This window comes from Phenylobacterium sp. T106, from assembly GCF_057219735.1.
In genome coordinates, this window is sequence record NZ_JBXVWA010000002.1 from 75139 (window position 1) to 93399 (window position 18261).

The following is an 18261-nucleotide window of genomic DNA, read 5'->3' on the forward strand; positions in this document are numbered from 1 at the left end:
GGACGGGTCGCTCGCCTCATTGACGAGTCGATGGGACCCATGTGTCCATATGTGGGTTGTTCGGGATGGGGCCGACACAACATCTAGGGGCTGGGACTGGGGCGGGAGAGCCAGGGTCCCGAATGGGAAATGGGTCTGAGGACATGAGTGAGGCGGCGAAGGTTGGGATTGCCGAGTCTTCTGAACGGGTTGCGCCGGCGCAGCCCGCGCGTCCGCAGCTGCAGCTGGTCCGGAAGGTCGAGGTGGATCGGTCGCGCGACGCGCTGCTGACCGACTTCGGCAAGACGACGCTGGAAGACCGCTACCTGCTCCCGGGCGAAAGCTACCAGGACATGTTCGCGCGGGTCGCAACGGCGTTCGCCGACGACGCCGACCACGCCCAGCGGATCTACGACTACATCTCGCGGCTCTGGTTCATGCCGGCCACGCCGGTGCTGTCGAACGGCGGCGCCCAGCGCGGCCTGCCGATCAGCTGCTTCCTCAACGCCGTGCCCGACAACCTCGAAGGCATCGTCGGCGTCTGGAACGAGAACGTCGCCCTGGCCTCCAACGGCGGCGGCATCGGCACCTACTGGGGCGGCGTCCGCTCGATCGGCGAGAAGGTGAAGGGCGCCGGCCAGACCAGCGGCATCATCCCCTTCATCCGCGTGATGGACTCCCTGACGCTCGCGATCAGCCAGGGGTCGCTGCGCCGCGGCTCGGCCGCCGTCTACCTCGACATCCATCACCCTGAGATCGAGGAGTTCCTCGAGATCCGGAAGCCCTCGGGCGACTTCAACCGCAAGAGCCTGAACCTCCACCATGGCCTGTCGATCACCGACGAGTTCATGGAGGCGGTGCGTGACGGCGCCATGTTCGGCCTGCGCTCGCCGAAGACCGGCGAGGTGATCCGCGAGGTCGACGCCCGCTCGCTCTGGCAGAAGATCCTGGAGATCCGCCTGCAGACCGGCGAGCCCTACCTGATCTTCTCCGACACCGTGAACCGCGCGATGCCGCAGCATCAGCGCGAACTCGGCCTCTCCGTCCGCCAGTCCAACCTGTGCAGCGAGATCATGCTGCACACCGGCAAGGACCATCAGGGCCTGGAGCGGACGGCCGTGTGCTGCCTGTCTTCGGTCAACGCCGAGACCTTCCTGGAGTGGCGCGACCACCCGACGTTCATCGAGGACGTCATGCGCTTCCTCGACAACGTGCTGGAGGACTTCATCGTCCGCGCGCCGCCGTCGATGAAGAACGCCGTCTACGCCGCCCGCCGCGAGCGCAGCGTGGGCCTGGGCCTCATGGGCTTCCACTCGTTCCTGCAGAGCCAGAACGTGCCCTTCGAGAGCGCCATGGCGAAGAGCTGGAACATGCGGCTCTTCAAGACCCTGCGCCGCCAGTGCGACGCCGCCTCGCGCAAGCTGGCCGCCGAGCGGGGGCCCTGCCCGGACGCCGCCGAGCGCGGCGTCATGGAGCGCTTCAGCCACAAGCTGGCCATCGCGCCCACCGCCTCGATCTCGATCATCTGCGGCGGGACCTCGGCCGGCATCGAGCCGATCCCGGCCAACATCTACACCCACAAGACCCTGTCGGGGACCTTCGCGGTCAAGAACCCCTTCCTCGACGCGCTGCTGACCGAGAAGGGCCAGAACACCCCCGGGGTGTGGGATTCCATCCTGCAGAACGAGGGCTCGGTGCAGCACCTCGACTTCCTGAGCCAGGACGAGAAGGACGTCTTCAAGACGGCCTTCGAGATCGACCAGCGCTGGGTGATCGAGCTGGCCGCCGACCGGACGCCCGACATCTGCCAGTCGCAGTCGGTGAACGTCTTCCTGCCCGGCGACGTCGACAAGTGGGACCTGCACATGCTGCACTGGACGGCGTGGGAGCGCGGCTGCAAGTCGCTCTACTACCTGCGCTCCAAGTCGGTGCAGCGCGCCAGCCATGCCGGCGGCGAGGCGCTCGCCGAGGTGGTCCACGCCGAGGGCAAGACCGACTACGAGGAATGCCTCGCCTGCCAGTAGGCCCTCAGGCTCGCACAGGCTCCTGAAACGCCAGGCTCCTCCCGGCGAGGGACGAGCCTGCGCGGCAGGCGTGCGACCGGCCGCTGCGAGCAAGGGCCGCGCGATTCACCCTGCCGCAATTCGCCCCAGGCGCTTTTGGCCTTGCCGGGGGCCGCGGGGTCGCGAACTATGACCTTCGGAACGGGGAGTAGCGCATGCGTGGGGTCGCGCTCGTCGTCGCACTGGCAGGCTGCGCGGCCGCAGGGTCCGCCGCGGCGCAGACGCGTGTTCCCGATCTCACGGACGCCCTCGACCTCAAGGACGCCGCCTTCGCCCGGGTCCCCCGGGGCTTCGACGACGACCGCCTGGACCGGGTGACGATCCGCGCCTGGCCCCGGGCGGTCAGCTTCTCGTCCGACACGCTGGAGTTCGAGGTCGCGCCGCACGCCGGCTTCGGCGTCTCCGATCGCGGCCGGGGCGCGGCCGAGGGCGGCGCGATGCTGACGGTCTCGCCGAAGACCCGCGGCGAGCGCGCCCTGGCGCACCTGCGCGACATGGGCGTGAAGGACGGCCAGGCGGCCTTCGGCGACACCGGGCGCTGGTACCTGTTCGCGGCCGCCAGCGGCCAGGCGGTGGGGCTCAACATGCTGCGCGGCGACCGCGGCGGCTGGGACCGCGCCGGGTGGTCCACCGACGCCGCCAGCACCCTGGTGGGCGACGCCCAGGTCGGCGTGGGCTGGCGCAAGGGGGACGTCCAGAGCTCGTTCGGCGTCATCCACCGCGAGGTGAAGGGCAAGCACATGATCTGGGGCCAGCCCACCCGCGACGACACCGTCGCCGCCTTCACCTTCAGCTTCCGCCCGCAGAAGTAGACCAGAGATCCTCCCCCATCCGGGCAGCACGCTGCCGGCGCCGCCGGCTAGATCCGGTCCCAGCCCTCGAAGAAGGGGTAGCGCTCGGCCCACAGCGCGGCCAGCCGCGGGTCGGCGTCGACGCGGCGCACGGCCTCGCCCATCCGCGGCGCCGCGGCGTAGAACCGCTGCCGCCTCGGACGGAAGCGCGACACCACCGCCACGTACAGGTCGAGCACGGTCAGCGCCTCGCCCAGGATGTACGGGCCGGGCTCGACCTGCCGCTCCATGATCGCCCAGCATTGGCTGATCCGGTCCTGGATCGCGGCGTCCATCTCGCCGTGGACGCGCGGGTCGACCACCAGGCGCGAGGGGTCGTCCTTGATCCAGTAGAAGGCGTAGATCGCGGCGCTGACGAAGCTCATCCAGCGCAGGAAGGCCGAGCGGCGCGGATCGTCCGGCCCGGGGGCGAGGCCCGCCTCCGGGTGCAGCTCCCCGAGCCGCACCAGGATGGCCGCGCTCTCGGTCATCACCTCGCCGCCGGGGAGCGCCAGCGCCGGCACCTGCCGCATGGGGTTGGCGGCCAGCACCCGGTCGCCCGCCGCCTGGTCGTCCTCGAAGGTGGGCGCCTCGACCACCTCGAACGGCGCGCCGATCAGCGTCAGCGCCGCCTCCACGGCCACGCCGCCTGAGCCGACGGCGGAATAGAGGACATATCCACCGGCCATCACCAACTCCGTGGAAAAACGCTACATAGCGTGGGGTGGCCGCTTTACGACCACAACATGTTGAGACACTCTTAACCCGTTCGCAGGGGGCGCGTGACTCGATGAGCCAGACCACATCCAACGTCCAGGCGCTGCCGGGGCTCCTCACCCCGTCCTACGCCTACAAGCCCTTCCGCTACCCCTGGGCCTACGACTTCTGGAAGCGCCAGCAGCAGGTGCACTGGATGCCCGAAGAGGTGCCGCTGGGCGAGGACCTGAAGGACTGGGCGGTCAATCTCACCGACCGCGAGCGCAACCTGCTCACCCAGATCTTCCGCTTCTTCACCCAGTCGGACGTGGAAGTGAACGACAACTACATGGAGCGCTACAGCCGCGTCTTCAAACCCACCGAGGTGAAGATGATGCTGGCCTCGTTCTCCAACATGGAGACGATCCACATCGCGGCCTACGCCCTGCTGCTCGAGACGATCGGCATGCCCGATTCCGAGTTCACGGCCTTCCTCGACTACAAGGCCCTGCGCGACAAGCACGACTACATGCAGCAGTTCGGCGTCGACACCCACGCCGACATCGCCCGCACCCTGGCCATGTTCGGCGGCTTCACCGAGGGCCTGCAGCTGTTCGCCAGCTTCGCCATGCTGATGAACTTCCCGCGCCACAACAAGATGAAGGGCATGGGCCAGATCGTCAGCTGGTCGGTCCGCGACGAGAGCCTGCACTGCGAAGGGATCATCAAGCTCTACCACGCCTTCAACAAGGAGACCGGCTGCGTCACGCCCTCGGTGGCCGCCGACATCGTCGACTGCTGCAAGACGGTGGTGGGCCTGGAGGACAAGTTCATCGACCTGGCCTTCGAGGCCGGCGACGTGGCGGGCATGACCCCCGCCGACATCAAGGCCTACATCCGCTTCATCGCCGACTGGCGCCTGCGCCAGCTGAACCTGCCCGAGGTCTACGGCGTGAAGGAGAACCCGCTTCCCTGGCTGCAGAGCATGCTGAGCGGCGTGGAACACGCCAACTTCTTCGAGGCGCGCAGCACCGAGTACTCCAAGGCCGCCACCCGCGGCCAATGGCACGGCAGCGAAGGCGTCTGGGCCGAATTCGACCGCATGCAGGCCAAGCGCGACGCCGCGCCGGAGGGGCTGATCGCAGGGGAGTGATCCCCCGCCCGGGCCCGGCGGGCTCGCTTGGGGTCTCCGTGCGGCGACGTCGTCCGCGGAACGGCGGATGTCGGAAGGCCGCACTGCGGCGCGTCCTCCGGGCGCAAGCCCGCGACCAGCGGGTCGGAAGGCGGAGGCGCGGGATGTCCAGGGTTCGGGTGGCGGGGTTCTCGGTCTCGGTCGACGGGTTCGGCGCGGGACCCGACCAGAGCCTCGAACATCCGCTCGGCCGGGGCGGCGAGGCGCTGCACCAGTGGATGTTCGGCACCCGCTTCTTCCACGATATGATCGGCGAACCGGGCGGCAGCGACGGCGTCGACCAGGACTACGCCCATCGCGCCATGGACGGGTTCGGCGCCTTCATCCTCGGCCGCAACATGTTCGGGCCGGTCCGCGGCCCGTGGCCCGACGAGAGCTGGACGGGGTGGTGGGGCGCCGATCCGCCATACCACGCGCCGACGTTCGTGCTGACCCACCATGCGCGCGCGCCCCTCGTCATGGAGGGCGGCACCACCTTCATCTTCGTGACCGAGGGGCCGGAGGCGGCGCTGGCGCAGGCGCGGGCCGCCGCGGGCGGCCTCGACGTGAAGATCGGCGGCGGCGTCTCGACCGTGCGCCAGTACCTGCGCGCCGGCCTGGTCGACGAGCTGCAGATCGCCGTGTCCCCCGTGGTGCTGGGCGAGGGGGAGCCGCTGTTCGCCGGCATCGATCTGCCGGCCCTCGGGTTCCGCGTTCGCGAGCGCCGAGCCAGCGAGGACGCGATGCATGTGGTCCTGACTCGCTAGCCGCAGACGGCGCCGAGCCCTTCCGCTCGCCCTGACGTTGCGCCAGGCGGGTCGAACCGTCGGTCTGTTCCCGTTTGATCAACGAAGGTCCGTTCAGAGCGCGAAAGGTTGGAGCCGCGCTCGACCGTTTGCTGTCGCTTACCTCCCCCGCGAAGCGGCGGGAGGGGGACCGCTCGCCGGGGCGCAGCCGAAGAGCGAGTGGTGGAGGGGGCGAGCGGCGGGCACTGCGGAACGATCGGGCGTGTTTGGAGCGGATGAGGCTCGCCCCCTCCACCCCCCGCTCTCCGGCCGGCTCGCGCCGGCCTCGGCGGGCGGTCCCCGTCCCGGGAGGTAAGAGCGTCGGCGCAGATGCCAGCGCCGCCCGCTGTTCCGAAATCGGATGTCACAGGTACGGCATGCTCCTCATGGAGAGAGAAAGGCTTCGATCTCATGGCCGATGGGAGCCTGCCGGGGCCGGTCACTCAAGGACCGGCCTGCGGCCGGCCGCGCCGCGGCGGCCCTCCGGGCCGTCCTTGACTGACCGGTCCCGGCAGGCAGGCTCGCCGCCACGAGACCGATGCACGACAGCGCCGCCGCCGGACCCCGCGTCCGCCGATGAATGGCAGGGAGGGTGCGGACGGCTCTCCTGTCAGGCCCCTCGCCGCTCCGCGGCCGCGAGAGGAGAGGCGGTGTGCGCGCCGCCAAAGCACTCCAGACGATTGACGCCGGCGACGCCTCGCGCATGCTCCCAGGCGGGGGTGCTCTAGTTGGCCGACGACGACAAGATCGGGACGGTCTGGACGGACGATGAGCTTGATCTCATCGTGGCCGACTACTTCGCCATGCTAGCCGCTGAGCAGGCGGGCCGCCCGTATGTGAAGTCCCACCATGCCGCGGAATTGATGGCGAAGATCGGTCGGACCCATCGCTCGGTCGAGTTCAAGCACATGAACATCTCGGCCGTCTTGGAAGAGATCGGGCAGCCCATCATCCGCGGATACAAGCCTAAGCCGAACTATCAGCGCTCGATACTGGATGCGATCGAGCGGCACATGTCCACTCGGCATGAGCCACTGTGGCGACCCACGACGGAGGAGGTGGTGCACGAGCTGGCGATGCCGTTCATGGAGCCGCCCCCTCAGCGCCAGCCGCCAAAGGCACGGCCCCGCGAACTGGAGCGGCTGGTCCGGAAGTTCGACGCCAGCGAGCGGGATTTCCGCAATCGCCAACTCGGCAAGGCCGGAGAGCGCATGGTGTTCGAGTTCGAGCAGCAGCGATTGCGCGGCGAGGATCGGGCTGATCTGGCGCGCAAGGTGCGCTGGGTAGCCGAGGAGGACGGCGACGGCGCTGGCTACGACATCCTGTCTTTCGATCGGACGGGACGCGAACGGCTCGTCGAAGTGAAGACGACGCTGGGAGGCCGGCTGACCCCCTTCTACCTCACCCGGAACGAGTGCGACCTCGCCGATGAGCGCGGCGACGCGTTCAGGCTGATGCGGCTCTACTCCTTCGCCAAGGGGCCGCGGGTGTTCGAACTCACGCCGCCCTTGGCGGATGTGGTGACGCTCTCGCCTGAGACCTACAGGGCGAGCTTCGCCGCATAGGGACGCCTCAAGCTCAGAGGCTGTGTCCGCCTCTCCCTCACTACGCCCGCCTCACGTCCCTGCCCCGGCGGAAGCGGGAGGATCGGTTATGGCTCGGCTTGCCGCACGCTTCGGTCGGGAGGGCGGCGCAACGGAAAGGAGCCGCCCATGAGTGTCGCCGAAGTCATCGCCACCCACAGCACGTCGGTCGCAGACGCCGTCGCCACCCGGCGGTCGGTCCGGGCGTTCCTGCCGCGGTCCGTGCCGTTCGAGACGGTCCGGCGCGTGCTGGACCGGGCGCGCTGGGCGCCGTCGGGCTGCAACTTCCAGCCCTGGGAAGCCACCGTGCTCACCGGCGCGCCGCTGAAGGCGCTGCAGGACAAGCTGCTCGTCAGCCCCCCCGACAATCCGCAGGAGTACGACTTCTCGGCGCCGGGACAGGTCGAGAAGTACCAGGCCCGCCTGCGCGCCGTCGGCGCGGCCATGTACCAGGCCCAGGGCATCGTGCGTCAGGACGCCGACGCCCGGGCCAAGTTCGTGCGCGACAACTGCACCTCGTTCGGCGCGCCCGTGCTGCTGCTCTGCCACTTCCCGAAGCTGATGAAGGAGGCGCAGTGGTCGGACGTCGGCATGTGGCTCCAGACCATCATGCTGCTGTTGCGGGAGGAGGGGCTCGACAGCTGCCCGCAGGAGTACATGGGCGTCTACGGCCGGACGATCAAAGCGCACCTGGGGCTGGGCGACGACATCCTGCTGTTCTGCGGATTGGCGATCGGCTGGCGCGACGAGACGGCCGCGGTCAACACCTTCACCCGCGAGCGCGTGGCGCTCGAGGACCACATCACCTTCCAGGGGTTCTGACCCGGGCTCGGCCCCGACGTCGCTCAGGCGCCTGACCTACCGCGCCCGCCAGTGGCCGGCGATGAAGGCGCGGAGGTCGCGGTAGCAGACCACTTCGGCGTCGCGCAGGGCGGCCTGCTTCTCGGCCACGCCGCCGGCGTCGAAGCTGCCGCGCGCGTCGGAAAGGGCGGTGAAGTAGGCGGCGTAGCGGCCCGCGTCGCCGGCCAGCAGCCGGTCGTCGTTGATCACGCCCAGGGCCACGACGGCGACCACGCAGCCCACGGTGACCTCGAGGGCGAGCTTCACGTCCGTGTCGAGCGGCGCGCGACCCAGGGCCAGAACCAGCACGGCGGCGATCGCGCCGGTGGCCGCCGCCACCGCCAGCAGCAGGCGGCTCATGACCCGCGCCACGGCCGCGCGCTGGCCGGGCGCGCCCAGGGAGGCGCTGAGCTTACGCTCCACATAGTCGATCTGGGCGTCCAGCCGCTGCCCGCGCAGCAGCGACAGCAGCAGGTCCAGCTCGAGGGACGGGCTCGGCGGCTGCGGCGGCTGCGACCAATCCGGAACCACCCAGGCCTCGGCGTCGTCGGCGACGGGGCCTGCCAGGGCCGGCACCTGGCCGGGCAGGTCCTCGGGCCGGGGCAGGTGCGAGAGCGTCCGCGCCCGCGCCTGCTTCCAGGCGGCCAGGGCGTCGTCGTCGGTCATGGCCCGCGACACGAGGTCGAGGTTGTTGATCACGGCCTGGAAGTAGAGCGCCCGCACGCGCTCGGCGCCGAACCGGTGCGCGAGCGATCGGGCCTTGGCCTGCGCGCCCAGCTTGTGCACGGCCATCATCGCCAGGCCCGCGACGATCAGGACGGCGGCCACGATCTCGATCGCCCGCTCGGCGCCGATGGCCAGGGGCGACGCCATCGCCAGCGCGAGGCCCAGGGCCGCCAGCCCCACGGAGAACAGGCCGAACCGGCGGTCCCGGCGCCCGTGTCGCGTGGCGGGCGGATCGTACCTTGCGAACAGCGCCCGCAGCTCGGGCCAGTCCAGGACGCGCAGGGCCGCGGGGTGCTTCGCGCCCAGGGCGGCGCGGGCCTCTTTCGTGTGCAGGACGTCGTCGTTGGCCCAGTCGGCCAGCGCGTCCTGGAACAGGCCATGACGCTCCTCCGCCTGCGCGTACCCGCCTGCCGAAGTCATCGCTCGCGCCCCCGAGCCGGCCCGCCCGGCGGCGGCCCCTCGGCGTGACTATAGCGCGGCGCGGCACGAATGGGACCCGCGAGTCGGGCTTGCAATCTGCCGCCAACATTCGACTGTTCGGCTGGAGAGAGGCCGCGACGCCGCGCGATGTACGCGGCTCCGGGACAGGGGGAGGCGAGCATGGGACTGCGTCAGGCGGTGGTCTGCAGCGTGGCGGGAGTCCTGCTGGCGCTGGCCGCGGGGGCCGTATCGGTGTCCCAGCCGGCTCCGGCGCCCGGGGCCGGCGAAGGCGAGGCCCTCTACGCGGCGCGCTGCGGGATGTGCCACGAGCCGCCGGTCCCGCGGGCGCCCGGCCGCGACCAGCTTCGCGGGATGGCGGGCTCGCAGATCGTCGAGGCCCTCACCCGGGGCACGATGCAGCCGATGGCCGAGGGACTGTCGCCGGCCCAGATCGCATCGCTCGCCACCTACCTCACGGGGCGCAGCGTCACCGCCCCTGAAGGCGGCCTGCGCGTGGGCGCCGCCGCGCCTGCGCCGCCCGACCTCAAGCCCGACGCGACCGCCGCCGCGCGGCTTGGCCGGATGCGGCCCGTGTCCCAGGCCACGCTGCATGCGCCGGCGCCGGGCGACTGGCTGCACTGGGGGCGGACCTACGACGGCCAGAACTTCAGCCCGCTGACGAGGATCGACCGGCGCACGGTGACGTCGCTGCGCCCGGCGTGGCGCCTGCCGCTGCCGGCGGGGCCCAGCATGCCGACCCCGCTGGTGCACGACGGCGTCATGTTCCTGCAGACCAGTCCGGACACGGTGATGGCGCTGGACGCCACGACCGGCGCGGTGCTCTGGCGGCGCAGCTACAAGCCCAGCCTGCCGTCCAGCCAGAAGATGGGGCTGGCGATCGCGGCCGGCCGCGTCTTCGTGCCCACCTCGGACCTGCACGTGATCGCGCTCGACGCCCGCACCGGCGAGCCGGTCTGGGACCACGAGATCGCCATCGCACCGCCGGCCACGGCGCGACGGCCCTTCAACCTGCGCAGCGCGCCGCTGATCGTCGGCGACAAGGTCATCCAGGGCGTCACGGCGTCGGGCGCGCCCGGCGGCGGCTTCATCGTCGGGCTCGACATCGCCACGGGCCGCGAAGTCTGGCGCTTCCACACGATCGCCCGGCCCGGCGCGCCCGGCGGCGAGAGCTGGAACGGCCTGCCGCTGGAGCGGCGCAGCGGCGGCTCGGTCTGGCAGCAGGGCACCTACGACCCCGAGCTGAACCTCGTCTACTACGGGGTGGGCCAGACCTACGACACAGGCCCGCTGATGAAGCCCTCGGGCGCGCCGGGAACCACCCAGGATGCGCTCTACACCGACAGCACGGTCGCCCTGGATCCCGACACCGGGAAGCTGGTCTGGCACTACCAGCACCTGCCGAACGACCAGTGGGACCTGGACTGGTCCTTCGAGCGCCAGCTCGCCACCCTGACCATCGACGGGCGCCCGCGCCGGGTGGTGATGAACATCGGCAAGATGGGCGTGCTCGATGCGCTGGATGCGCGCACCGGCGCCTACCTGTTCTCGATCGACGCCGGCGCCCAGAATGTGATCTCGGCCATCGACCCGAAGACCGGCGCCAAGAGCACCGATCCCGCGCGCTGGCCCGACAAGACGAAGTCGACGCTGATCTGCCCGAACGCCACCGGGGCGCGGAACTGGCCCTCGACCAGCGTCGATCCGCGCAGCGGGAAGCTCTACCTGCCGGTCACGATGTGGTGCCTCACCTTCGGGCCGCCGACGGGCCCCGGCTTCACGCTGCTGAGCTCGGGCGTGGGCCTCAGTCCCGCCGACCACCCGGAGGCCTCGGCAAGCGGGAAGATGGGTCGCCTGCAGGCGATGGACCTGCGCGGCCGCAAGCTGGGCTGGCGGCAGGAGTTCGCGGCGCCGATCGCGTCCTCGGTCCTGGCGACCGCGGGCGGTGTGGTGTTCGCGGGCGACCTGCAGCCGGCGCTGAACGCCTTCGACGACCGCGACGGCAGGCTGCTGTGGCGCGCGCCTCTGGACGGCTATCCCAGCTCGACGCTGGTGACCTACGGCGTGGGCGACGCTCAGTACGTCGCCGTGGTCATCGGCCTGAGGAACTTCCACGTGAACGACCTGTCGCGTCGCTACCAGGTCTTCCAGCGCGCCCGCGGCGTGGCCGTCGAACCTCCGAAGGGCGAGCCGGCGATCGTGGTCTTCGCGCTCGACGGCAGGTCTCGCTCGCGCTGACGTTGCGGCAGGCGGGTCGAATCACCCGCCGAGTGATGTATGTTGGTCCGCAGTGACGTCAGTCGGGTGACAAGGGGGCTTCACTCGTGCCGAACATCGCGTTCATCAGCCCGAAGGGGGGCGCGGGCAAGACGACCGCGGCGCTTCTCCTGGCCCTGGGCCTGGCCGAGCGCGGCGCGCGGGTGGCGCTGATCGATTCCGATCCCAACAAGCCGCTGGTCCGCTGGGGCGGCCTGCCGGGCCGGCCCGACGGCGTGACCGTGCACGCGGCGCCCACCGTGCCCGACATCCGCGAGGCCGCGGCCGAGGCGCGCCGCCTCAGCCCGGACTGGGTGATCGTCGACACCGAGGGGTCCGTGCGCGGAGCCATGGTCTTCGCCGCGCTGCGCTTCGACGCGGTGGTGACGCCGCTGACCGGCTCGCCGATGGACGCGGTGGAGGCGATCAAGGCGTCCGAGCTGGTGGCCAGCTTCGGCAAGCGGCAGGGCAACGACCTGCCCTACGCCTGCCTCATGAGCCGCGTGCCGGCGGCCCTGAAGCCGCGCTCGCTCGGCGCCGTGGTGGCGCAGCTGAAGGCGCGCGGCATCGAGATCCTGCCCACCCCGCTGATCGAGAAGGAGGCCTTCCGCGCGCTCTTCGAGGTCGGCGGCGGGCTGAGCGGGCTCGAGGCGCAGGGCGTCGGCGGCGTCGCGGCAGCCCGGGCGAACGTCGCGGCCTATGTGAACGCCATCCAGGCCCTGGTGACGCCCGCGCCGGCGCTCCGTCGCGCCGGATAGCCGGCGGTCGCCGCCGGCGGCCTTACGCCCTTGTCCCGGAATGAGCCGGTTGCAGACACTCGCGCGTGGCGCGAATCCTGCAAGCTGGACCATCGGATATCGCCCTATGGGTCAGGGGGAGACGATGGCCGAGTACAAGATCTACGTTCTGGGTCCCAGCGGCATGATCGCGCGGGGCATCTGGTTCGACCGCCCGGATGACGAGGCCGCGGCGGAGTTCACCCAAACCCGCGCGCCGGACGAGGCGCGCGAGCTCTGGTGCGGGGACCGGCTGGTCGGGACCTTCGAGCGCGCCGCCGGCGCGGGCTGACCGGGTTCGCGTCGCAGGCGGCTTTCGCCCAGGACCGCGGTCGCGCTAGGTTGCCCCCCGAACAACAAGGGGAGGGGACCATGTCGGACATCGTGACCGTGTCGGACGCCGGCCATGTGCGGACGATCCGCCTGAACAGTCCGCGCAACAAGAACGCGCTGTCGACCGAGCTGGCCTGGAAGGTGATCGGGGCGATCGACGCCGCCGCCGTGGACGACAATGTCTGGGTGGTGGCGCTGACCGGAACGAGCGACGCCTTCTCGGCGGGCCTCGACCTCACCAACCCACCCCGCTACTCGCCCAAGTCGGCCATGGACAGCCAACTCGACGACATCGGCTGGGTGGGCAACTTCCTGCTGGCCATGCGCAAGCGCTGCGACAAGCCGGTGGTGGGCGGGATCAACGGCGTGGCGGTGGGCGCGGGCCTCGGGCTGGCCATGTCCACCGATGTGCGCCTGATCGCTTCCAGCGCGCGCCTCATGGCGGGCTACACCCGCATCGGCGGCTCTCCCGACGCGGGCCTCACCATCACCCTGCCGCAGGCCATGGGCTACGAGAAGGCCCTGCGCTTCATGATGGAGAACCGCACTGTCACCGGCGCCGAGGCCCTGGCCTGGGGCATGGCCGGCGAGGTGGTCGACGACGATAAGTTCGACGCCCGGCTGGCGGAATACTGCCAGGAGCTCTGCGCCTGGTCGCCGATCACCCTGCGCCTGCTGAAGCGGGGGCTGGTGAAGGCGATGGAGTCGAACGACATGGAGCAGCAGCTCCGCTACGAGGTCGGCAACATCCGCATCGCCTTCGGCAGCGAGGACGCCCAGGAGGCCCGCAAGGCCTTCTTCGAGAAGCGCAAGCCGGTGTTCGTGGGCAGGTAGACGAGCGCGGTCATCAGGGCGCCTGAGGCGCGGGGGGAAGAGATGCTGACGATGAGGATGGCCCGGCGGGCGCTGCTGGCGGCCGTGGCGGCGACGGCGCTGGCCGGACCGGGCCTGGCCGCCACCCGGGCGGTGGACGCGAAGGCGTCGTCGATCGTGAAAGGCGACGCGGCGGCGCTGGGCTTCGATCCGGCAAAGCTGGACGCCGCGCGCCAGGGCCTGAAGGCCGACGTGGCCTCGGGGAAGATCGCCGGCGCCTATCTGATGGTCGGGCGCAAGGGCAAGGTGGTCTTCCAGGAGGGCTTCGGCGTGCAGGGCCCGGGCCAGACCCGGACGCCCGACGAGGAGACCATCTGGCGCATCTTCTCGATGACCAAGCCGCTGGTGACGGTGGTGGCCATGACGCTGGTCGAGGAGGGCAAGCTCGACCTCGACGCGCCGGTCTCCAAGTACCTGCCGGAATACAAGGATCTCGTCGTCTGGCAGGCCGACGGCACGACGCGGCCCGCCACCAGGCCGATGCTGGTGCGGCACCTGATGAGCCACACCTCGGGGCTCATCTACGGCTTCATCCAGCCGAACGCGCCGATCGCCAAGGCCTGGGCCGCGGGGGGTGAGAACCGCAACGACCTCACGGCGCGCGAGTACGCCAAGGTGGTGGCCAGGCTGCCGCTGCGCACCGAGCCGGGCGCGGCGTGGTTCTACTCGCGCTCCACCGACATCCTGGGCGCGGTGACCGAGGCGGCCGGCGGCAAGACCCTGGACGTGCTGGTGCGCGAGCGCGTCACAGGCCCGCTGGGGATGACCGACACCGCGTTCTTCCAGCCCGAGTCGAAGCGGTCGCGGTTCGCCGAGCCGAAGACGCCCGAGCCCTTCATGTACTACGACTACGCCAAGCCCACGCCGATGCTGTCGGCCGGCGGCGGCCTGTCGTCGACCGCCGAGGACTACCTGCGCTTCGTGCTGATGCTGGCGGGCGAGGGGACCTACAAGGGCGTCCGCATCCTCAAGCCCGAGACGCTCGCGCGCATGCGCCAGGACGAGACGACGCCCGAGATCCGGCGGGCGGGACTGTTCTTCCCGGGGCCCGGCATGGGCTTCGGCCTCGGCTTCAGCCTGGTGAACGACGACACCGTCCAGCGTCCGGGCAAGGGCACGTTCTCGTGGTGGGGCATCGCCGGCACCGAGTTCTGGGTGGACCCGAAGAACGAGGTCTTCATGATCTTCATGGTGCAGGCCCGCGAGGCGGCGATGGAGTACCAGCGCAAGAACCGCGCCTGGATCTACGACGCCCTCGCAACGCCGGGCGCGGCGGCCCGATAGGAGACCGGACGATGCGGACGAGCACTTGCGCGGCGGCCATGGCCGCGTTGCTGGCGGCGATGGCGGCAGGCCCGGCGGCGGCTGCGAAGCGGGCGGGCCTGACGACCACCCCGGCCGCGCTGGCGAAGGCGCTGGCGAGGGGCGACGTCGTCGTCCTGCAGGTGGGCGACCGCGCCGGCTACGAGGCGGGCCACATTCCGGGCGCGCGGCTGCTCAGCCTCGCCGACATCGCCGCGCCCATGGGCGGCGAGGCGCTGACGCTGCAGCTTCCGGAGCCGGAAGCCCTGCGCGCCAGGCTGGCGTCCCTGGGCGTGTCGGACCGCTCCCGCATCGTCGTGGTCCCGACCAAGGAAGGCATCCAGTCGGCCACGCGGGTGGTCTTCACCCTCGACGCCGCCGGCCTGGGCGCGCGAACCACCCTGCTCGAGGGCGGGACGGCGGCGTGGGCCGCGGAGGGCCGGGCGCTCGAGACGGCCGCGCCCGCGCTGGCGAAGCCCGGCAGGCTGTCGCCGATCCGCTATCGCCCGCTCGTGGCGGACGCGGCGTTCGTGAAGGCGCACCTCTCGGCCCCGGGCTACACGATCGTCGACGCCCGCACGCCCGAATTCTACGGGGGCCAGCGCACCGGCGGCTCGCCCGCGCGGCCGCACAAGACCGGGCACGTGGCGGGCGCGCGCAGCGTGCCCTTCACCTCGGTCACGACCCCTGACCTGAAGCTGGCGAGCGAGGCCGAGATCGCGGCCCGCTTCAAGGCCGCCGGGGTGAAGCCGGGCGACAAGGTCATCGTCTACTGCCACGTGGGCCAGCAGGCCACCGCCACGCTCTTCGCCGCCCGCAAGCTCGGCATCGACGCCCTGCTCTACGACGGCTCGTTCGAGGAGTGGTCCCGGCTGGACGGGCCCGTCGCGTCGCCCTGAGACCCCTGACTCCGCGGACCGGCTATCCCGCCCGCGGCTTGAACGCCTCGCGCACGAAGGCCGGCGGCTCCGCGCCGCGGAAGGCCATGTGGAGGTTGTCGTTGAACGACGCGACGGAGAAGCCCAGGCCACGCCACAGCAGCGCCAGCGCGTGCCGTGAGTACAGGGTGATGTGGCCGTTCCGGGGGCCGATGTACCACCAGGAGAGGCCGCGCCGGTCGAAGTCGGCCGGCTGCACCAGCGTCGAGAAGAAGATCACGCCGTCGTCGGCCGTGAGCGCGGCGAGGTCGGCGGCTCCGCCCCGCGGGTCCGGCAGGTGCTCCAGGGTCTCGAAGCAGGTGACCAGTTCGAACCGCCCCTCGGGACGTCCTCCCGTCTCGGGGTAGATCGGATCGTAAGTCTCGCACGCCAGGCCTGCCGCGCGCAGCTCGGCGCAGAACCTCCCGCCGCCGCCGCCGTAGTCCAGCACCCGGCGGCCCTGGAGGCCCGGCCCGAGGCGCGCCGTGACCCAGCGCGCGTTCTGGATGGGCCGGGTCTCCTCGCTGTCCGGGTCCACCTCGGCGTAGGCGTCGTTGTAGATGTGCGCGCGAAAGTCGTCGTGGCTCCAGGCGTCGAAGGCGTCCGTGAACACCAGGCCGCAGCCCCGGCATCGGCGGTAGTAGATCGGGACGCCGACGAGCGGCAGCTGGCCGGCGCGCTCTTCCACGCAGGTGCGGTTGAAGTCGAGCACGCCGAAGAGCGGCGCCTCGCCGCCGCAGATCTTGCACGGGACGGCCGCACGGTCCGGGGGCCGGAGTTTCGCGGTCAGATCGGGCCGGACCGCCGTGGCGCTCATCGCCGTCCGAACAGCCGCTCGATGTCGGCGAGCTTGAGTTCGACGTAGGTGGGGCGTCCGTGGTTGCACTGGCCGGAGTGGGGCGTCGCCTCCATCTGGCGCAGCAGGGCGTTCATCTCGGGCGCGCTGAGCCGGCGGCCGGCGCGGACCGAGCCGTGGCAGGCCATGGTCGAGCAGACATCCTCGAGCCGCTCCTTCAGCGCCAGGGCCTGGCCGTTCTCGGCGAGGTCGTCGGCGATGTCGCGGATCAGGCCCGCCGCGTCGGTTTCGCCCAGCAGCGCGGGGACCTCGCGCACCAGCACTGCCCCCGGCCCGAAGCTCTCGATGGAGAGGCCCAGGGCTGCGAGCTCGTCGGCGCGCGCCAGGACGCGGTCGGCCTCGGCCGGATCCAGTTCCACCACCTCGGGCAGCAGCAGGGCCTGGCGCGCGACGCCGCCTTCGGCCAGTTCACCCTTCATGCGCTCGTAGACCAGCCGCTCGTGCGCGGCGTGCTGGTCGACGATGACCACGCCGTCGCGGGTCTGGGCCACGATGTAGGTCTCGTGCACCTGGGCGCGCGCCGCCCCCAGCGGGAAGTCCACGGGATCGAAGGCCGGAGACGGGGCCCCGGGCTCCGCCATCCCGGGACCCGGCGCTTCGGCCCGTGCGGACAGCTCCGCGAGACCGGGGATGGCCTGGGCGACGGCTGCCGCGGCGTTCGGCGTCCAGCCGCCCGCCGACCAGGCGGAGAACCCGGCGCCCGAGGGCCGGGGCGGCGGAAAGGCCTGCGGCCGGAAGCCGCCCAGCGCGGCCATGGACACGGTCGTCGACGCCCGGTGCCCGGCGCTGGCCAGCGAATGCCGCAGCCCGCTCACGATCAGCCCCCGCACCAGGCCAGGGTCGCGGAACCGCACCTCGGCCTTGGCCGGGTGCACATTGACGTCCACGAGCGCGGGATCGAGCTCGATGTAGAGCGCGCACGCCGGATGGCGGTCGCGCGCCAGGAAGTCGGCGTAGGCGCCCCGCAGCGCCCCCTGCAGCAGCCGGTCGCGCACCGGCCGGCCGTTCACGAACAGGTACTGGTGAGCGGCGTTGCCGCGGTTGTAGGTGGGCAGGCCTGCATAGCCGGACAGGCGCACGCCCTCGCGCTCGTGGTCGATGAGCAGCGCGTTCTCCGAGAACTCCCGGCCCATAACGGCGCCCAGACGCGCCAGCCGGCCCTCGTCGCCGGCCGCCTCGGCGGGCAGGCGCAGGCTGCGGCGTCCGTCGAGGTCGAGCGAGAAGCCGACGGCCTCGTGCGCCATGGCCTGGCGCTTCAGCTCCTCGGCGATGGCCTGGCTCTCGGCCCGCTCGGACTTCATGAACTTCAGCCGGGCGGGCGTCGCATAGAACAGGTCGCGCACCTCCACCCGCGCCCCGTGCGGACCGGGGAAGGCCGCCGGCGACACCGCGCCCACGGCGCCGCCGTCCACGAAGATCGCATAGGCGTCCGCGGCGTCCCGGGCGCGGCTGGTGATCGACAGCCGCGCCACCGAGCCGATGGACGGCAGGGCCTCGCCACGGAACCCCAGGGTGGCGATGCGCAGGAGGTCGTAGTCGCCCGCGTCGTCGGGCGCGAGCTTGGAGGTCGCGTGGCGCTCCACCGCCAGCGGCAGCTCGGACGCCGTCAGGCCGCCGCCGTCATCGGCGACGAGGATGCGGCTGAGGCCGCCGCCGTCGGCCTGGACCTGGACCTCGCCCGCGCCGGCGTCCAGCGCGTTCTCCACCAGCTCCTTGACCGCGCTGGCGGGGCGCTCCACCACCTCCCCGGCGGCGATGCGGTTGATGAGCTCGGGCGGGAGGCGGCGGATCGGCATGTCGGCGCTTCGTATCTACATAGTACGATTCCAAGGAGCCT

Annotated in this window: 16 protein-coding genes; 12 read left to right on the forward strand and 4 right to left on the reverse strand. The window is 71.4% G+C overall.

Features of this window, described 5'->3' with window-relative positions; genetic code table 11:
• Nucleotides 1-143: 143 nt before the first annotated feature.
• Both AC2D8W_RS04955 and AC2D8W_RS04960 read left to right on the forward strand, forming a co-directional pair.
• Nucleotides 144-2003, forward strand: coding sequence for a ribonucleoside-diphosphate reductase subunit alpha (locus AC2D8W_RS04955; protein ID WP_293483129.1), 1860 nt, complete (start codon nucleotides 144-146; stop codon nucleotides 2001-2003).
• Between the two features lie 194 nt (nucleotides 2004-2197).
• Nucleotides 2198-2854 carry a hypothetical protein gene (locus AC2D8W_RS04960; RefSeq protein ID WP_484670604.1) on the forward strand — a complete coding sequence of 219 codons (657 nt, stop codon included), beginning with the start codon at nucleotides 2198-2200 and terminating at the stop codon, nucleotides 2852-2854.
• 47 nt (nucleotides 2855-2901) lie between these two features.
• On the opposite strand, the gene AC2D8W_RS04965 is transcribed toward AC2D8W_RS04960, so the two are convergent.
• Complete coding sequence (locus AC2D8W_RS04965) at nucleotides 2902-3561, reverse strand: glutathione S-transferase family protein (protein ID WP_484670605.1); 660 nt, start codon at nucleotides 3559-3561, stop codon at nucleotides 2902-2904.
• 101 nt (nucleotides 3562-3662) lie between these two features.
• Here AC2D8W_RS04965 and AC2D8W_RS04970 point away from each other — a divergent pair, with 101 nt between their 5' ends.
• From AC2D8W_RS04970 to AC2D8W_RS04985, 4 genes are all read left to right on the forward strand, one after another.
• On the forward strand, nucleotides 3663-4721 hold the full coding sequence (locus AC2D8W_RS04970; RefSeq protein ID WP_484670606.1) for a ribonucleotide-diphosphate reductase subunit beta: 1059 nt from the start codon (nucleotides 3663-3665) through the stop codon (nucleotides 4719-4721).
• 143 nt (nucleotides 4722-4864) lie between these two features.
• The gene (locus AC2D8W_RS04975; protein ID WP_484670607.1) at nucleotides 4865-5506 is read left to right on the forward strand and encodes a dihydrofolate reductase family protein; all 642 of its coding nucleotides are present in this window, start codon (nucleotides 4865-4867) and stop codon (nucleotides 5504-5506) included.
• Between the two features lie 746 nt (nucleotides 5507-6252).
• Nucleotides 6253-7089, forward strand: coding sequence for a protein NO VEIN domain-containing protein (locus tag AC2D8W_RS04980; protein WP_484670608.1), 837 nt, complete (start codon nucleotides 6253-6255; stop codon nucleotides 7087-7089).
• A 147-nt stretch (nucleotides 7090-7236) separates the two neighbouring features.
• Nucleotides 7237-7929, forward strand: coding sequence for a nitroreductase (locus tag AC2D8W_RS04985; protein ID WP_484670609.1), 693 nt, complete (start codon nucleotides 7237-7239; stop codon nucleotides 7927-7929).
• A 36-nt stretch (nucleotides 7930-7965) separates the two neighbouring features.
• Here AC2D8W_RS04985 and AC2D8W_RS04990 read toward each other — a convergent pair whose 3' ends face one another.
• Nucleotides 7966-9093: a hypothetical protein gene (locus AC2D8W_RS04990; RefSeq protein ID WP_484670610.1), complete on the reverse strand. Its 1128-nt coding sequence runs from the start codon at nucleotides 9091-9093 to the stop codon at nucleotides 7966-7968.
• Nucleotides 9094-9273: 180 nt separating this feature from the next.
• Here AC2D8W_RS04990 and AC2D8W_RS04995 point away from each other — a divergent pair, with 180 nt between their 5' ends.
• From AC2D8W_RS04995 to AC2D8W_RS05020, 6 genes are all read left to right on the forward strand, one after another.
• A complete protein-coding gene (locus tag AC2D8W_RS04995) occupies nucleotides 9274-11349 on the forward strand; it encodes an outer membrane protein assembly factor BamB family protein (RefSeq protein ID WP_484670611.1) in 2076 nt (691 codons plus the stop codon).
• Nucleotides 11350-11435: 86 nt separating this feature from the next.
• Nucleotides 11436-12125, forward strand: a complete 690-nt coding sequence (locus tag AC2D8W_RS05000; protein WP_484670612.1) for a nucleotide-binding protein — start codon at nucleotides 11436-11438, stop codon at nucleotides 12123-12125.
• Nucleotides 12126-12249: 124 nt separating this feature from the next.
• Nucleotides 12250-12435, forward strand: coding sequence for a hypothetical protein (locus AC2D8W_RS05005; protein ID WP_293483908.1), 186 nt, complete (start codon nucleotides 12250-12252; stop codon nucleotides 12433-12435).
• An 80-nt stretch (nucleotides 12436-12515) separates the two neighbouring features.
• Nucleotides 12516-13310 (forward strand): enoyl-CoA hydratase/isomerase family protein, encoded by a 795-nt coding sequence (locus tag AC2D8W_RS05010; protein ID WP_484670613.1) that lies wholly within the window; start codon nucleotides 12516-12518, stop codon nucleotides 13308-13310.
• 42 nt (nucleotides 13311-13352) lie between these two features.
• Nucleotides 13353-14633 carry a serine hydrolase domain-containing protein gene (locus tag AC2D8W_RS05015; protein ID WP_484670614.1) on the forward strand — a complete coding sequence of 427 codons (1281 nt, stop codon included), beginning with the start codon at nucleotides 13353-13355 and terminating at the stop codon, nucleotides 14631-14633.
• Nucleotides 14634-14644: 11 nt separating this feature from the next.
• A complete protein-coding gene (locus AC2D8W_RS05020; protein ID WP_484670615.1) occupies nucleotides 14645-15550 on the forward strand; it encodes a sulfurtransferase in 906 nt (301 codons plus the stop codon).
• A 22-nt stretch (nucleotides 15551-15572) separates the two neighbouring features.
• On the opposite strand, the gene AC2D8W_RS05025 is transcribed toward AC2D8W_RS05020, so the two are convergent.
• The gene (locus tag AC2D8W_RS05025) at nucleotides 15573-16385 is read right to left on the reverse strand and encodes a class I SAM-dependent methyltransferase (RefSeq protein ID WP_484670616.1); all 813 of its coding nucleotides are present in this window, start codon (nucleotides 16383-16385) and stop codon (nucleotides 15573-15575) included.
• Nucleotides 16382-18220 (reverse strand): DNA mismatch repair endonuclease MutL, encoded by a 1839-nt coding sequence (gene mutL / locus AC2D8W_RS05030; protein ID WP_484670617.1) that lies wholly within the window; start codon nucleotides 18218-18220, stop codon nucleotides 16382-16384. Before mutL ends, AC2D8W_RS05025 begins: the two co-directional genes overlap by 4 nt.
• Nucleotides 18221-18261 lie beyond the last annotated feature (41 nt).

Excerpts from the sequence above, each read along its gene's own strand:
- AC2D8W_RS04975 (WP_484670607.1), top strand. The coding sequence starts at position 4,865 with ATGTCCAGGGTTCGGGTGGCGGGGTTCTCGGTCTCGGTCGACGGGTTC.
- mutL (WP_484670617.1), bottom strand. The coding sequence starts at position 18,220 with ATGCCGATCCGCCGCCTCCCGCCCGAGCTCATCAACCGCATCGCCGCC.
- AC2D8W_RS05015 (WP_484670614.1), top strand. The coding sequence starts at position 13,353 with ATGCTGACGATGAGGATGGCCCGGCGGGCGCTGCTGGCGGCCGTGGCG.
- AC2D8W_RS05010 (WP_484670613.1), top strand. The coding sequence starts at position 12,516 with ATGTCGGACATCGTGACCGTGTCGGACGCCGGCCATGTGCGGACGATC.
- AC2D8W_RS04955 (WP_293483129.1), top strand. The coding sequence starts at position 144 with ATGAGTGAGGCGGCGAAGGTTGGGATTGCCGAGTCTTCTGAACGGGTT.
- AC2D8W_RS04995 (WP_484670611.1), top strand. The coding sequence starts at position 9,274 with ATGGGACTGCGTCAGGCGGTGGTCTGCAGCGTGGCGGGAGTCCTGCTG.
- AC2D8W_RS04965 (WP_484670605.1), bottom strand. The coding sequence starts at position 3,561 with ATGGCCGGTGGATATGTCCTCTATTCCGCCGTCGGCTCAGGCGGCGTG.
- AC2D8W_RS04985 (WP_484670609.1), top strand. The coding sequence starts at position 7,237 with ATGAGTGTCGCCGAAGTCATCGCCACCCACAGCACGTCGGTCGCAGAC.
- AC2D8W_RS05020 (WP_484670615.1), top strand. The coding sequence starts at position 14,645 with ATGCGGACGAGCACTTGCGCGGCGGCCATGGCCGCGTTGCTGGCGGCG.
- AC2D8W_RS05025 (WP_484670616.1), bottom strand. The coding sequence starts at position 16,385 with ATGAGCGCCACGGCGGTCCGGCCCGATCTGACCGCGAAACTCCGGCCC.
- AC2D8W_RS04990 (WP_484670610.1), bottom strand. The coding sequence starts at position 9,093 with ATGACTTCGGCAGGCGGGTACGCGCAGGCGGAGGAGCGTCATGGCCTG.
- AC2D8W_RS05005 (WP_293483908.1), top strand. The coding sequence starts at position 12,250 with ATGGCCGAGTACAAGATCTACGTTCTGGGTCCCAGCGGCATGATCGCG.
- AC2D8W_RS04970 (WP_484670606.1), top strand. The coding sequence starts at position 3,663 with ATGAGCCAGACCACATCCAACGTCCAGGCGCTGCCGGGGCTCCTCACC.
- AC2D8W_RS04960 (WP_484670604.1), top strand. The coding sequence starts at position 2,198 with ATGCGTGGGGTCGCGCTCGTCGTCGCACTGGCAGGCTGCGCGGCCGCA.